Source organism: Methylorubrum subtropicum (assembly GCF_038442325.1).
In the GTDB taxonomy this organism is placed as follows: Bacteria; Pseudomonadota; Alphaproteobacteria; order Rhizobiales; family Beijerinckiaceae; genus Methylobacterium; species Methylobacterium subtropicum.
In genome coordinates this window covers 159923-174048 of sequence record NZ_JBBXMW010000002.1, presented here as the reverse complement: position 1 = coordinate 174048, position 14126 = coordinate 159923, and the positions used below count along the sequence as shown (strand labels likewise).

The 14126-nt window shown below is 70.8% G+C and carries 16 protein-coding genes; 6 read left to right on the top strand and 10 right to left on the bottom strand.

Going from position 1 to position 14126, the window contains the following annotated elements; translation table 11 throughout:
- Positions 1-92: 92 nt before the first annotated feature.
- Positions 93-1109, bottom strand: coding sequence for an NADP-dependent oxidoreductase (locus tag AAHG03_RS03655; RefSeq protein ID WP_342148843.1), 1017 nt, complete (start codon positions 1107-1109; stop codon positions 93-95).
- Positions 1110-1187: 78 nt separating this feature from the next.
- Between AAHG03_RS03655 and AAHG03_RS03650 the strand changes: the two genes are divergently transcribed.
- The gene (locus AAHG03_RS03650; RefSeq protein WP_342148842.1) at positions 1188-1583 is read left to right on the top strand and encodes a DUF4174 domain-containing protein; all 396 of its coding nucleotides are present in this window, start codon (positions 1188-1190) and stop codon (positions 1581-1583) included.
- A 239-nt stretch (positions 1584-1822) separates the two neighbouring features.
- On the opposite strand, the gene AAHG03_RS03645 is transcribed toward AAHG03_RS03650, so the two are convergent.
- Positions 1823-2338: a hypothetical protein gene (locus AAHG03_RS03645; protein WP_342148840.1), complete on the bottom strand. Its 516-nt coding sequence runs from the start codon at positions 2336-2338 to the stop codon at positions 1823-1825.
- Positions 2339-2765: 427 nt separating this feature from the next.
- Here AAHG03_RS03645 and AAHG03_RS03640 point away from each other — a divergent pair, with 427 nt between their 5' ends.
- Positions 2766-3518 carry a phosphodiester glycosidase family protein gene (locus tag AAHG03_RS03640; RefSeq protein WP_342148839.1) on the top strand — a complete coding sequence of 251 codons (753 nt, stop codon included), beginning with the start codon at positions 2766-2768 and terminating at the stop codon, positions 3516-3518.
- A 79-nt stretch (positions 3519-3597) separates the two neighbouring features.
- On the opposite strand, the gene AAHG03_RS03635 is transcribed toward AAHG03_RS03640, so the two are convergent.
- The 3 genes from AAHG03_RS03635 to AAHG03_RS03625 form a co-directional block, all read right to left on the bottom strand.
- Positions 3598-4656 (bottom strand): GYF domain-containing protein, encoded by a 1059-nt coding sequence (locus AAHG03_RS03635; RefSeq protein ID WP_342148837.1) that lies wholly within the window; start codon positions 4654-4656, stop codon positions 3598-3600.
- Positions 4650-5390 carry an RDD family protein gene (locus tag AAHG03_RS03630; RefSeq protein WP_342148836.1) on the bottom strand — a complete coding sequence of 247 codons (741 nt, stop codon included), beginning with the start codon at positions 5388-5390 and terminating at the stop codon, positions 4650-4652. The genes AAHG03_RS03635 and AAHG03_RS03630 overlap by 7 nt, the downstream gene beginning before the upstream one ends.
- 170 nt (positions 5391-5560) lie before the next feature.
- The gene (locus tag AAHG03_RS03625; protein ID WP_342148833.1) at positions 5561-7894 is read right to left on the bottom strand and encodes an NADP-dependent malic enzyme; all 2334 of its coding nucleotides are present in this window, start codon (positions 7892-7894) and stop codon (positions 5561-5563) included.
- 75 nt (positions 7895-7969) lie between these two features.
- Here AAHG03_RS03625 and AAHG03_RS03620 point away from each other — a divergent pair, with 75 nt between their 5' ends.
- Both AAHG03_RS03620 and AAHG03_RS03615 read left to right on the top strand, forming a co-directional pair.
- Positions 7970-8587, top strand: coding sequence for a CatB-related O-acetyltransferase (locus AAHG03_RS03620; protein WP_342149195.1), 618 nt, complete (start codon positions 7970-7972; stop codon positions 8585-8587).
- Between the two features lie 193 nt (positions 8588-8780).
- Complete coding sequence (locus AAHG03_RS03615; RefSeq protein WP_342148831.1) at positions 8781-9029, top strand: DUF3297 family protein; 249 nt, start codon at positions 8781-8783, stop codon at positions 9027-9029.
- Between the two features lie 83 nt (positions 9030-9112).
- Here AAHG03_RS03615 and AAHG03_RS03610 read toward each other — a convergent pair whose 3' ends face one another.
- The 4 genes from AAHG03_RS03610 to AAHG03_RS03595 all read right to left on the bottom strand — a co-directional run bounded on the left by AAHG03_RS03610 (position 9113) and on the right by AAHG03_RS03595 (position 11422).
- Positions 9113-9394 (bottom strand): hypothetical protein, encoded by a 282-nt coding sequence (locus AAHG03_RS03610; protein WP_342148830.1) that lies wholly within the window; start codon positions 9392-9394, stop codon positions 9113-9115.
- On the bottom strand, positions 9395-9631 hold the full coding sequence (locus tag AAHG03_RS03605; protein WP_342148828.1) for a hypothetical protein: 237 nt from the start codon (positions 9629-9631) through the stop codon (positions 9395-9397).
- Between the two features lie 118 nt (positions 9632-9749).
- Positions 9750-10091: a hypothetical protein gene (locus AAHG03_RS03600; RefSeq protein WP_342148826.1), complete on the bottom strand. Its 342-nt coding sequence runs from the start codon at positions 10089-10091 to the stop codon at positions 9750-9752.
- 125 nt (positions 10092-10216) lie between these two features.
- On the bottom strand, positions 10217-11422 hold the full coding sequence (locus AAHG03_RS03595) for an MFS transporter (protein WP_342148825.1): 1206 nt from the start codon (positions 11420-11422) through the stop codon (positions 10217-10219).
- 362 nt (positions 11423-11784) lie between these two features.
- On the opposite strand from AAHG03_RS03595, the gene AAHG03_RS03590 reads away from it, so the two are divergent.
- Entirely contained in the window at positions 11785-12684 is a 900-nt protein-coding gene (locus AAHG03_RS03590) for a LysR substrate-binding domain-containing protein (protein WP_342148824.1), read from the top strand.
- Here the strand turns inward: AAHG03_RS03590 and AAHG03_RS03585 are convergent.
- Entirely contained in the window at positions 12668-13057 is a 390-nt protein-coding gene (locus tag AAHG03_RS03585; protein ID WP_091942617.1) for a tautomerase family protein, read from the bottom strand. The genes AAHG03_RS03590 and AAHG03_RS03585 overlap by 17 nt on opposite strands.
- 168 nt (positions 13058-13225) lie before the next feature.
- On the opposite strand from AAHG03_RS03585, the gene AAHG03_RS03580 reads away from it, so the two are divergent.
- Positions 13226-14122 carry an HpcH/HpaI aldolase/citrate lyase family protein gene (locus AAHG03_RS03580; protein ID WP_342148823.1) on the top strand — a complete coding sequence of 299 codons (897 nt, stop codon included), beginning with the start codon at positions 13226-13228 and terminating at the stop codon, positions 14120-14122.
- Positions 14123-14126: the final 4 nt, after the last annotated feature.

Below are 14126 nucleotides of genomic sequence, written 5' to 3'. Positions count from 1 at the left end.
GACGGTTCGACTTCAGCCGGGCTTCCTGCATCACGGGTGGATTCCGGGTTCCGCTGCGCGGCCCCGGAATGACGGGGGAGGGGTGAATCGCTTTACGACACCTTCACCACCAGCTTCCCGAAATTGGCCCCCTTCAGCATCCCGATGAACGCCGCGGGCGCGCTCTCCAAGGCCTCGACCACGTCCTCCCGCGCCTTGACCCGGCCCGCCTTCAACCAGCCGCCGACGTCGCGCAGAAAGGCGCCGTGCAGCTCCGAAAAGTCCCAGACGATGAAGCCGCGCAGCGTCAGGCGCTTGGTCAGAACGTTGCGCATCAGCAGGCCCGAGCGGTCGGGGCCCGGCGGCAGCTCGCTCATGTTGTAGCCCGAGACGAGGCCGCAGACCGGCACGCGGGCGAAGTCGTTCAGGAGCGGCAGCACCGCGTCGAACACCGCCCCGCCGACGTTCTCGAAATACACGTCGATGCCGTCGGGGCAGGCCCGCGCCAGAGCGTCGGGGAAGTCGGGCGCGCGGTGATCCACCGCGGCGTCGAAGCCTAGGGTGTCGGTGAGGTAGGCGCATTTCTCTGGCCCGCCCGCGATGCCGACCGCGCGGGCGCCCTTGATGCGGGCGATCTGGCCGACCATCGAGCCGACCGGGCCGGCGGCGGCGGCGACCACGACCGTCTCGCCGGCCTGCGGGCGGCCGATCTCGAGGAGGCCGGCATAGGCCGTCATCCCCGGCATGCCGAGTGCGCCGAGGAAGGCGCTCGGCGGCGCTTCCGTCGGGTCGAGCTTTTGCAGGCCCCGGCCGTCGGAGACGAGGTAATCCTGCCAGCCCGCGGGGGTCAGGACGAGGTCGCCGATCGCGAAATCCGGATGGTGCGAGGCCTCGACGGCGCTCACCGTCTGCCCGACCATGACCTCGCCGATCTCGACGGGCTTGGCGTAGGATTTGGCCGCGCTCATGCGCCCGCGCATGTAGGGATCGAGCGAGAGCCAGCGCGTGCGCAGGAGGATTTCGCCGTCGCGCAGCGCGTTCACGCGGTTCTCCTCCATGCGGAAATGCTCGGGCTTCGGCTCGCCGTGCGGGCGCGAGGCCAGGACGATCCGGCGGTTGACGACGGTCATGGGCGTCTCCGGGTGATGAGGAGGGAACCGGGCAGATGGGTCGCACGTCGGTCCCGGCAATCACGCGGGAGCGATGCGATGCGGGCGATGGTCGTGGCCGCCGCGCTGGCGATGACGGGAGGCGCGGCGATGGCGGAAGGTAACCCGCTGGAACGGTATGTCTGGCAGGCGCGGGTGCTGGTCGTGTCGGCGCCCGACGCGGGCGATGCCCGGCTCGCGGCCCAGCGACAGGCGCTGGCCTCGGCCCGGACGGGTGTGTCGGAGCGCGACCTCGTCACCGTCGAGGCCGTGGGTGGGGACGCGGAGGCGATGGCGATCCGCAAGCGGCTCGGGCTGCCCGCGGACGCGTTCCGGGCGGTGCTGGTCGGCAAGGACGGCGGCGCGAAGCTGACATCCGCCGAGCCGATCCCGCCGCAACGCCTGTTCTCGACCATCGACGCGATGCCGATGCGCAAGGACGAGATGCGGCGCTGAGAGCCGGCCCCTCCCAACCCAATCCCCTCATCCTGAGGTGCTGCGCGCAGCGCAGCCTCGAAGGAGGGCTCCAGTTCGCTCAGTGATCGCTGGAGCCCTCCTTCGAGGCCCGCTTGCGCGGGCACCTCAGGATGAGGGGGTGGGAGGGGGAGAAGCCTCGCGCGGAAGGCCACGGTTCACCGAAACGAGAAGGGGCCGCACGTGGCGGCCCCTCATCGATCGTCTTGCCGTTACGGCGCTCAGTAGCAGCGCTCGACCAAGACCCGGCGCGGGCCCCAGGGGGTCCAGCGGGTGCGCTCGACGGTGTAGCAGCCGCCGCCGTAGGCATAGGGGTCGTAGCCGACGGTGGAGTAGCCGTAGGGGCTGCCGTAATAGCCGCCGTAGCCGCCGCCGTAATAGCCGGCCCCGAGGACGGCGCCGGTCGCGAGGCCGAGGCCCAGACCGAGACCCAGTCCGCCGTAGCCGCGGCGATAGCCGTACCCGCCGCGGTAGCCGTAGCCGCCGTAGCCGAAGCGGGCCGCACGGAAGCCGCCGCCGTAGCCGCCGAACCGGGGACCGAACCCGCCACCGCCGAAGCGGGCGAAGCCGCCACCGAAGCGGGGGCCGCCGAAGCCGCGACCGAAGCCGCCGCCGTGGAAGCCACCACCGTGGAAACCGCCGCCATGGAAACCGCCGAAGCCGCGGGCGTCGGCGGTCGCCGGGATCATCGCCAGCGCGCCGACCATGGCGGCCGATGCCAGAACAATCCGTTTCATCGAACCATCTCCAACAGGGAATGAAGGGTCCCCCGTGCGCTCAGAACGTGCGCCGCCGGAGAAGGGTTCACGCGACCTACGGTCTCAATCGCGTGAGGCGGGATGAAAATCGTTTCCCGAGCGTGTGGGAGATGTCTCGGGAGCACGCTCGACGAGGGAACGGCCGTATGGCCGGGCGCGCAGAGCGCCCCGCTTGAGCGGCCTCGGCTGTGCCGAGGCGTCTAGCGGAGCGAGAAGCCCAAGGGGCCGCGATGTCCGCGGACGCGGCCGCCAGCGCTTGAGGCCAGAACAAAGAGAACGAGCAGGCTGAGCCGTCGCCGAATGGCGACGGCTCAGCCTGCTTGAATGCCGCCATGCTTTCGGGCCAGGAGAGGCGCGTACGGCCGAGCCTCGCTGAGGCCGCCGATCGACAGGGACCGTGGAACCCGTGACGCGCCTCGCCCTCCTCGCCGCCTGCCTCGTCCTGTCCGGCCCGCTCGCGGCCCTCGCCCAGCCGGCGCCCGCGGCCGGTAAGGGGCCGTGCCGCGCGGTGCAGGCGGAGGGCCAGCCCTTCACGGTCTGCACCGTCGATCTGCGGCGCGAGCGGGTGCGGCTGTTCTGGCTCGGGCCGGACGGCCTGCCCTATTCCTCCCTCGGCAGCCTCGCCGACCGCCAGGGCGCCCGCCTCAGCTTCGCGATGAACGCCGGCATGTACGACAAGGGGCAGGCGCCGGTCGGGCTCTATGTCGAGGAGGGGCGTGAGCTGAAGGGCGTCTCGACCGCCAACGGGCCGGGCAACTTCCATCTCAAGCCCAACGGCGTGTTCTATGTGAAGGGCGACCGGGCCGGCGTGATGGACACCGTCCGCTACCTCAAGGCCAAGCCGAGCCCCGATTTCGCCACGCAATCCGGGCCGATGCTGGTGATCGAGGGCAAGATCCACCCCAAAATCTCGGAGGACGGCCCGAGCCAGAAGATCCGCAACGGCGTCGGCGTGCGCGACGACGGGCGCACGGCGATCTTCGCCATCTCCGAGCAGCCGGTGACGTTCGGGGCCTTCGCCCGGCTGTTCAAGGACGAACTCGGCTGCCGCAACGCGCTGTTCCTCGACGGCAGCGTGTCGAGCCTCTATGCCCCCGGCCTCGGCCGCTCCGACCTCAGCCGCCCGCTCGGGCCGCTGGTGGGGGCGGTGGCGAAGTAGGGCGCGTTCCTTCCACTTGCGGGATGGCGGCCGGAAAAGGGGAGAGGGCCGGCCGAAGCCGGGATCGCCGGGTCGCCGGTCACTCCTCCGGCGCGGTGAAGCCGGTGAGCACGCCCCGCTCCAACAGGGTTTCGGCCGGAACGAAATAGACGGATGCGGTCCCGCGCCGGTTGGTCTCCGCGATGATGTCGGCCGGGACGCCCCGCCGGAGCATGTAGGCGTCCGCCTGATCCTCGTTGAGGTAACGGTCGAGATCGAACCCGAGCACGATGAACCGCTCGGCTTCCGCCGCCACGCTCGAACTGGCGTGGAAACCGAGGACGTTGCCCGCGGAGGCGAGGCGGTTCGTGCCACCCATGAGCACGACGATGCAGGCGCTGTCGCAGCTCTCACCGGCGACGACGGTCGCGCCCGGACGGGCCTCGATGGCCTGGGCTGCCTGCACGGCCTCGTTGACGAGGCCGCCGGTGCTGTCGATCTCGATCCGGACCGGGTCGGCGACCTTGCCGAGCGCCTCCCGCACCGCCTGCGCGAAATCGAAGCCGATGCCTCCGCTCACCACGATCCGGTTCGTGTCGGGGACGACCTCGACCGTGTAGCGCATCTGCGCCGCGCGAACGATCGCTTGCGGCGCGGTCGTCACATCGCTCAGGGAGCCGAGCGCCAGGAATCCGCCGACCACGCCGCCGACCGTCGCCGCCGCCCGAAGGCCGGCGGAGAGCCGCGGCCGATACCGGAGGCGGGCTGCCGTGAGCCGTGCGAACCGGACCAGGGCGACGCTGGCAAGCGTCACGACCAGCGCGGGGCCGATCCAGAGAGAGCGCAGGATCCAAAGGGAAGGCGGGTTCTTCGGATCGATGAGGTTGCCCGTTCCGACGAAGACGAGAACACCGACCACGGCCGCGTAGGCCAGGGCTGCGGCTGCGAGAGCGAGGATCGGCGGACGTGAGGGCTGGGCGCCGTCGAGGAGCGGCGTCCGATCCAGCGGCGTCCACTGGCCGCCGACCGGCGACCAGACCGGATCGGAGCACCAGACACGGCCGCGCTCGAGCAGGGCGCGCATCTCGTCGGCGGCGTAGGGGCCCTTCGGCCGCCCGTCGGGGCCGATCCGCCACCAGGGACCGTCCGCCGTCACCACGGCAGGAAGGCCATCGTGCCGACCAGGGCGAAGAGGAGCAGGATCAGGAGCAGGAGCGTCATCCCCCACGTCGCGGGCCGATGGTGGACCGTCAGCCCGTTCGCCGCGTCCCAGGGCGTGCGGCCCTCCCGCTTCAGGTGCCGATAGGCGCTCGCATTGGCCAGTTGGGCGAGGAGCAGCACGCCGAAGGCCTGTCCCCGCGCGGCGACCGACCATTCCCGTCGCAGCATCGTCCGCAGGTCCGGCCGCCGCCCGTCCTGCCTCAGCCGGATGCCGAACAACGACTTGCCGGGCGTCGATCCGCATCGGGCCACGGCCAGCGCGCAGAGCGGGATCGTCAGGACGGTCTCCAGGACCGAGGAGACCGCGAGGCCGAGCTTCGTGTCGAGGAAGCGCAGGACCGCCCCACCCTCGTCGGGCCGGACGAGGGCGAAGGTTCCGAGCACGAGCATCAACAGCAGATAGCCGAGCAACGCCGTATCGACGAGGCGGGCGGCGAGGCGTCGCCAGGAATGGGGGGCGGTCTCGCGCCAATCGAGCCGGGCCGGGAGGCCGGCGGGCGCGGGCGGGACCACGAACAGCAGGGGATAGGCGTCGCTGGCCCGGACGGCCTCAGGCCCGTCGAGCAGGGTCTCGGGCGTGATCGCGCCGCGGCGCACCGCACGGGCGACGGAGGTCGGCACGAGGGAACCGACGCCGCGTTCGTCCGTCCGAACCCCGACCGCGCCGGTCACGGCACGACCGATCCGGTCAACGACGCGACTGCGACTCTGGCGCGATCCATGGGCCGGCGATTCGTCCTGCGATGATGATCGGCAAGGTATCGAACCGTGGCCGTGCGGCAAGCCGTGCACCGCGATCGGGCGTGGATGGATCACGCCCGATCGCGGCACGGAGGCCGGATTTACTCCGAGACCGGGCCGGCGCCCGGCTCGGCCACGATGGCGACCTCGTCCACCGCGCCGGCCTGGGCCTCCACCACCGCGGCGGCGGTGACGTTGACGATGCCGCGGGCCGTCACCGAGGGGGTGAGGATGTGGGCGGGCTTGGCCGGGCCGATCAGCAGCGGGCCGACGGGGAGCGCGTCGGCCAGCACCTTGGCGAACTGGAAGGCGATGTTGGCCGCATCCAGGTTCGGGAAGACGAGGATGTTGGCCGCGCCCTTGAAGCTCGATCCCGGCAGCACCCGGTCGCGCACCAGCTCGGACAGGGCCGAATCCGCCTGCATCTCGCCGTCGACCTGAAGCTGCGGGGCGCGCGAGCGGATGCGTTCGAGAGCGCCGCGCATCTTGCGGGCGCTCACCGAGTCCGACTGGCCGAAATCCGAGTGGCTGAGCAGCGCGATCTTCGGCGTCAGGCCGAAGCGCGAGACGTGGTTGGCGCAAGCCAAGGCCACGTCGGCGATCTCTTCGGCCGAAGGATCGGGCCGCACATGCGTGTCGGCGAGGAAGAAGGCGCCCTTCTTCGTCACGATCAGGCTCATCGCGGCGAAGTCGAGCACGTCCGGGCTCAGGCCGATGATGTCGCGGATCACCCGCAGGCGCGTCTCGAAGCGGCCTTCCAGGCCGCAGATCAGCGCGTCGGCCTCGCCGCGGCGCACGGCGAGCGCGCCGATCACCGTGTTGTTGGTGCGCACCAGGGTGCGAGCGAGATCGGGGGTGATGCCGCGCCGGCCCGCCACCTCGAGATAGGTCGAGACGAAGGCGCGGTAGCGGGGATCGTCCTCGGGGTCGATCAGGTCGAAATGCTCGCCCGCGCGGATCGACAGGCCGAAGCGCTTGATGCGGGTCTCGATCACCCGCGGGCGGCCGATCAGGATCGGCCGGGCGACCTGATCCTCGGACAGAGCCTGGGCGGCGCGCAGCACGCGCTCGTCCTCGCCCTCGGCGTAGACAACGCGCCTCGGGTTCTCCTTCGCCTTGGAGAAGATCGGCTTCATGATGAAGCCGGAGCGGTGGACGAACCGGTCGAGCGAATCCGCGTAGGCCTGGATGTTCTCCACCGGCCGCCCGGCCACGCCCGAGTCCATCGCCGCCTGGGCGACGGCGGGCGCGATGCGCAGGATCAGGCGCGGATCGAACGGGCTCGGGATCAGCGAGTGCGGGCCGAACGGCCGGGCCTCGCCGCCATAGGCGCGGGCGACGACATCCGAAGGCGTCTCGCGGGCCAAAGCCGCGATGGCCTTCACGGCCGCCTTCTTCATCTCCTCGTTGATCGCGTGCGCACCGACATCGAGTGCACCCCGAAAAATGTAGGGGAAGCAGAGGACGTTGTTGACCTGATTCGGGAAGTCCGAGCGCCCGGTGCAGATCATCGCGTCGGGGCGCTTCTCCTGCGCCAGATCGGGCATGATCTCGGGGTAGGGGTTGGCGAGCGCCATGATGAGCGGCTTGTCCGCCATCTTTTCCAGATATTCGGGCTTGAGCACGCCGCCCGCCGAGAGGCCGATGAACACGTCGGCGCCGCCGATCACCTCGGCCAGCGTGCGCGCCTCGGTCTCCTGGGCGTAGACGTCCTTCCAGCGGTCCATCAGCTCGGCGCGGCCCTTGTAGACCACGCCCTTGATGTCGGTGACCGTGATGTTTTCGCGCGTCGCCCCGAGCGACACCAGCAGGTTCAAGCAGGCCAAGGCCGCGGCGCCCGCGCCCGAGGTGACGATCCTGGCATCCGACAGCTGCTTGCCGGCAAGCTCCAGCGCGTTGAGGACGGCGGCCGCGACGATGATGGCGGTGCCGTGCTGGTCGTCGTGGAAGACCGGGATGTTCATCCGCTCGCGGCAGCGCTCCTCGACCTCGAAGCACTCCGGCGCCTTGATGTCCTCGAGGTTGATGCCGCCGAAAGTCGGCTCCAGCGAGCAGACGACGTCGACGAGCTTGTCCACGTCCTTCTCGTTCACCTCGACGTCGAACACGTCGATGCCGGCGAACTTCTTGAACAGGACCGCCTTGCCCTCCATCACCGGCTTCGAGGCGAGCGGGCCGATGTCCCCTAAGCCCAGCACCGCGGTGCCGTTGGTGAGCACGGCGACGAGGTTCTGGCGGATCGTGAGGGTGGCGGCCTCCTGCGGGTCCTCGTGGATCGCCATGCAGGCGGCGGCCACGCCCGGCGAGTAGGCGAGCGCGAGGTCGCGCTGGTTGCCGAGCGGCTTGGTCGCCTGGATCTCCAGCTTTCCGGGCTTGGGCAGGCGGTGGTAGACGAGCGCCCCGGACTTCAGATCCTCGGACATGTTGTCGGCCATGACGCCGTCCTCTCCCGCTCGTGCCGTATCGGTCGCGCCCCCCTTCCGCGGAGGAGCGCATCGTTGAGGCATCTGTTGCAACGGCTGAGGCGGGGGCGCAACCCGCACAACGAGACCCGGCTGCACCTCGAGAGCCTGGCCCGGCGCTGGAATTTCTCAATCGGCGCCTACTCTTACGGCCGTCCGAAGGTGCGCTTCCCCGAATCCGGGCGGCGACTGACGATCGGCCGCTATTGTTCCATCGCCGACAAGGTCGAAATCCTGCTCGGCGGCGACCACCGGCTCGACTGGGTCTCGACCTATCCGTTCGCGGCGATGCCGGGGTTGTGGCCGGGCGCGGGTGCACCCGATGATTACCACGCCTCCCGCGGCGACGTCGTGATCGGGCACGATGTCTGGCTCGGTTCGGGCTGCCTGATCCTGTCGGGCGTCACGCTCGGCCACGGGGCGGTGGTCGCGGCGCATGCCGTCGTCACCCGCGACGTGCCGCCCTACGCGGTGGTGGCGGGCAATCCCGCAAAGATCGTGCGGCGGCGCTTCGACGAGGCGACGGTCGCAGCCTTGGTCGAGACCGCGTGGTGGGAGTTTCCGCCCGCCACCGTGACGCGATGGGTGCCGCTGCTGCAGAGCGGGCGGGTGGAGGCGTTGATCGCGGCGGTGCGGGCGGAGCGGGCGTCGTCGGCGGGGGAGTGAGGCGACGCGTTCGTTCGATACGGCGCTCCTCCCAAACTGTCGCAAGATTTGACCGACTGCTCCAGAATCCCGCGGCTTCAGCAAACTGGACATGCCGGGCCCGGCTCAACGGCCGCGGGCGCGCCCGGCCGTTGCGACGCCGCCGGGATTGCCGTAACCGGCCCGCATCCCTTCACGAACGAAGCCGCCGCCGATGTCCGACCAGCTTCCCGACCGTCTCTCGGTCAACCCGAACAGCCCGTTCTACGACGAGGCGATCCTCGCCCGGGGCGTCGGCGTCCGCTTCAAGGGCGTCGATAAGACCAATGTCGAGGAATACTGCGTCAGCGAGGGCTGGGTGCGGCTCTCCGCGGGCAAGACCCTCGACCGGGCCGGCAACCCGATGACGGTGAAGCTGAAGGGTCCGGTCGAGCCGTATTTCCGCGAGACGCCGGAAGCCTGAGCCGGCCACCGCATGCGACACGAAAAAGGCCGGCGCCCCGGGGCGCCGGCCTTTTTTCGTCGGGCCCCGGAAAAATCCGAAAACTAATTACGGGCGGCCATCATGTCGTGGGACAGGACGGTGAGCTTGCCGATGAGGCTCGCCACGTCGCCGTGGGCGCAGGACCATTGCGTGCCGATGGCGCCGCCGTCCTGGGAGACCGAGACCACCGCGACCGAGCGCAGCTTGCCCTCGCGGGCGAGCTTGAGCTGGTCCTGAAGCACCTCGATGATCGAGGCGACGTTCTCGTCGGCGACCGCCTCGGTGGCGGCGGACGGGAAGGCGACCACGTTGGCGTCGGTGAGAGCGCGTTCGATCTTGGACATTCAGGCGACTCGACGAGGCTTGAGGGCGGAGCGGCCGAGGGGGCCGGCATGAAGGTGGTCCACGAGGTGGGCGAGGCGGTCGGGCAGGGCGCCGTCGCGCTCGACCGAGAGGCGCTTGCCGATGGCGTAGGCGACCCCCTTGGTCACCCGGCCGACCGAGAGATCGGCCTCGCGGATCGGGGAGGGAAATCTGTCCGGCTCGTCGGGATCGACCATCGCTTCCTCGCTGACGGACATGGCGTGGAGCGAATTTGCGCGCCGCAACGCGTCATGAAAATGGCAAGCGGCCGGTCTCGCTCGCGCATTTCCCTGGCTGTGGCGCGGGGGTAACACTTCGAGTCCCCCCCGCCCGACCTCAGCGCGGATCGCGCCAGCCCGAAACTGCGGGGGCGGTGCTGCCGGTGCGGGCGGGCTCGATGGCGGCGGGCGGCTCGGCCATCGCCGAGCGGCGCGGGGCCGGCCCGCGGGCCTGACGCTGGCGGATTGCGGCGCGGGCGCGGCGGGCCCGGCGCGGACGCGTGTCGCTGTTCGAGCCGATGACGCCGCCGGCGACCGCGCCGACCACGGCGCCGATCGGCCCGGCCACCAGCGCGCCCGCGACGGCGCCCGCGCCGACGCCCACCGCGGTGCGGCTCTCGGCCCGCGCGGGCGCGGAGACCGACAGGCCGGCGATCACGGCGAGGCCGAGACAGGTCATTCGCATCAGGTTCGTCCCCTTTGAAAGTACGGGGAGGGCTCTGACGGTCGATCTTGACGAAAGGGTGACCCCAGGTCTCGCGCGGCAACTTCAGGAAGCCTGAATAGTCGCGCTTGTTCTTGGGCTTAACGCTGAGCTTCCGCCTCCTTCAGCGGCCGGCGTAGGGCCAGCGCCAGCGGCACGGTGGCGAGCGCGGTCGCGGCCGCCGCCAGCAGGCCCGCGGTCTCGCCCGCGCGGTCGGCGAAGGCCCCGTAGGCGATGGGGGCGAGCCCGCCGGAGCCGATCACCGCGGTGTAGAACAGGGCGAAGGCTCGGCCCGTATCGCCCCGCGGCGCGAGGTCCGGCACGGTCCCGTACAGCACCGAGGAGGTGCCGTTCAGCGCGATCCCGAGCAGCGGCAGCAGCACCAGCGTCGGCCCGAGCGGCAGCGGCAGGAGGGCGGCGACGAGCGCCGCGGTGACGATCTCGGTGACGATCACGCAGCGCACCACGCCGACCCGCTCGCCGAGCCAGCCGCACACCGCCTTGCCGAAGGCGCCGCCCGCGAAGACCAGCGCCAGCGCAAGCCCGGTGGTGGCGCCGGTGCCGCCCTTGGCCTCCAGCAGGAACGGCAGGAACAGCAGCGTGCCCATCCGCGTCGCGGTGTCGAGGGCGCCGACGCCCATCAGCAGATTGAAATCTTTTCGGGATTGGCCCGTGTCGCCGCCCGCGGCCCTCGCGGGGGCCGGGGGCAGCGGCCGGCGCGGCAGCACGGCGACGAGGGCGACCGCCGCGGCGAGGCCGGCGAGCGCCATCAGCCCGGCGACCGGCCGCCACGCCATGAGCCCGAGCAGCAAGGCGACGACGACCGGGAACGTCGCCTTCCCGAGGTCTCCGGCAAAGTTGTAGATGCCGAGCGGTCCGCGTGCGGCGCGCCCGTAGGCGTCCGAGACAAGGAGTGAGGCCCGCGGGTGCTGGATGCTCGATCCGATCCCGGCGAGCACGAGGCCGGCGCAGAGGCCGAACAACCCGCCGCTCAGGCCCATCACGACGAAGCCCACGGCCGCGACCAGCGTGGAAAGTGCGAGCGCCGCGCGGATCGACAGGCGCCCGGCCAGTCGGTCGGCGGGGATCTGCAGCCCGCCCATGGTGCCGTAATAGAGGCTGCGGAGCGCCGCCACGCCGGCATAGGACAGCCCGAACTCCGCCTGCCAGACCGGCAGCAGCACGTAGAGCAGATCGGTGTAGCCGTCGTGCAAGGCGTGGGCGAGGCAGGCCCCGCCGAGGCTGCGCCGTTGAGTGGCGGTGCGTTCGTCGGGGGGCGTGTCGGTGAGCGGCTGGGCTCGGCTCACAGGGGGCTTCTCCGAAGCGATGGGCGCGAACGGAAGCGGATCGATCCGCCCGGATGCGGCAGCGCCCCCTCTCCCCGCGTGCCGCCATCGTGGCCGCGTCGAGCGCGTGTTCCCCTCCCCCTTGCGGGGAGGGGTAGGGGTGGGGGTGGTTCAGGATGAGGCGTTCCGGTGCCTTCTGCCCGACCCCACCTCCGGCTCCTCCCCGCAAGGGGGAGGAGAGGCGCATTCCCGGCTCGCCTCGCGATTGCGAGCGAAGTTCAGTCATCCGAACGGATCGAACCGATCCGTCACCACCTCTAAACCCGTGAGCTTTCCGCGATCAGCCCCATCCTTCTCACGCGTACCGTGCTAAAACCTCACGCATGCGCCGCCTGCCGCCGCTCAATGCCCTGCGTGTGTTCGAGGTCGCGGTGCGGGCCGGGAGCTACGCGGCGGCCGGGGCCGAACTCGGCCTGACCCACGGCGCGGTCAGCCGTCAGGTGGCCGCGCTGGAGGCGTGGCTCGGGCAGCCGCTGTTCGCCCGCGTCGGGCGGCGGATGGTGGCCACGCAAGCCGCGCGGGTGTTCGCCGCCGAGATCAGCCTCGCCTTCGACCGGCTGACGGAGGCCGCGGAAGCCTGCGGCCAGCCCGCGGCGCCGCGGGTGCTGCGGGTGAGTGCGCCGACGACCTTTGCCATGCGCTGGCTGATCCCGCGGCTCGATGCTTTTCGGAGTTTGCGGCCCGACACCGAGGTAACGGTCACGACGACCACGACGCTGCAGGAAGAGCTGCGCGGCGGCTTCGACATCGCGATTCGGCGCGGGCCCGAGCCCTGGCCGCAGCACCGGGCCGTGCCGTTCCTGCCCGAGTTCGACACCCTGGTGGCGAGCCCCGCGCTCCTGGCGCGGCGCCCGCTCGCCCATCCCGGCGATCTCGACAGCCGCGTCCTGCTCGGCACCCAGACCCGGCCGGACGACTGGGGCGCGTGGCTCGCGACGGCGGGCGCGCACCGGCCCGAGGGCGCGCGCCCAAGAATCTTCGACCACTTCTTCGTGACGCTCCAGGCGGTGGAGGACGGGGCCGGGCTCGGCATCGGGCCGTTTCCGGTGCTCGACCGCGCGGTGGCGCAGGGCCGGCTCGCCGCCCCGTTCCCCGAAATCGCGGTCGAGCGGCCGGGCTACTTCGTGCTGACGCCGTTCGACGCCGACAAGTCGCCCGCACTCTCCGCCTTCATCGACTGGCTGGTGGCGGAGGGCGCGGCCTCGCTCACAGTTCCCCGGTGAGGAACTGCGCCCGGCCGTGGCCGAAGGACCAGTCCTCGTCGGTGTTCTCCACCGTCGAGACCATCACGTCGGCGGGTGCGATCCCGCAGGCGGCCTGGAGTTTTTCCGTGAGCAGCCGGTAGAACAGCTCCTTCTTCTCGCGGCCCCGCGGCCGGGTGATCATCTGCACCACGACCACGTCCTTCGTGCGCGGGATGTCGAGGCCGGTATCCTCCACGATCATCCGGGTCGGCTTGTGCTCGGTCACGATCTGGTAGCGGTCGCCGGGGGGCACGTTGAACGCCTCCAGCATCGCCTCGTGCGCCGCGTCGAGCAGGGCCTTCAGCTCGGCGTCGCTGCGGCCTTCCAAGAGGTCGAAGCGCATGAGGGGCATGGGGGACTCCGGCAGAATGAGAGAAATAAGCGGCCTCTGGCGGTCGCCGGCCGCGGGGTTAAGGTAGAACCGCGCCCGGCCGCTTCCAACCGAACCGGTTCTCCCGTATCCCGTATGCAAAATGGTGCGGCGCGGCAAAGGCGCCGGCCCCCACGGAGGAGACCACAGATGTCGGATTTGCGGTTGCGCCGCAGCGTGCTCTACATGCCGGGCTCGAATGCGCGGGCGTTGGAGAAGGCCAAGACCCTTCCGGCCGATTCGCTGATCCTCGATCTCGAGGACGCGGTTTCGATGGAGGAGAAGGAGCTGGCCCGCGAGCAGGTCTGCGCCGCGGTGAAGGGCGGCGGCTACGGCCATCGCGAACTCGTGATCCGCGTGAACGCCCCGCAGACCCCCTGGGGCGAGGGCGACCTGCGCGCGGCGATCGAGGCGAAGCCCGACGCGATCCTGATGCCGAAGGTGTCGTCGCCGGCCGTCTTGGAGAGCATCGCCGACCATCTGGAGGCGCTCGACGCCCCCGATTCCATCGCGGTCTGGGCGATGATCGAGACGCCGGCGGCGATCCTCAACATCCACGAGATCGCCAAGGCCCGGCGCGACCGGCGCACCCGGCTGACCTGCTTCGTGCTCGGCACCAACGATCTGGCCAAGGACACCTGGGCGCAGCTCGTGCCCGGCCGCGTGCCGATGCTGCCCTGGATCATGCTGACGCTCGCGGCCGCCCGGGCCGAGGGCCTGACCATCCTCGACGGCGTGTGGAACGACATTTCCGACGTCGACGGCTGCCGCACCGAGTGCCGTCAGGCGCGCGACCTCGGCTTCGACGGCAAGACGCTGATTCACCCCAATCAGTTGGAGCCCGCCAACACCTCCTTCGCCCCGACCGAGGAGGAGGTGCGCCGCGCTCGCCTCGTCATCGACGCCTTCAACCTGCCGGAGAACGCCAAGCGCGCGGCGATCAAGGTCGAGGGCCGCATGTACGAGCGCCAGCATATCGGCATGGCCCGGCGCTCGGTGGTGTGGTCGGAGACGATCGCGGCGCGGGACGGCGGCGCCAAGGTTTAAACTC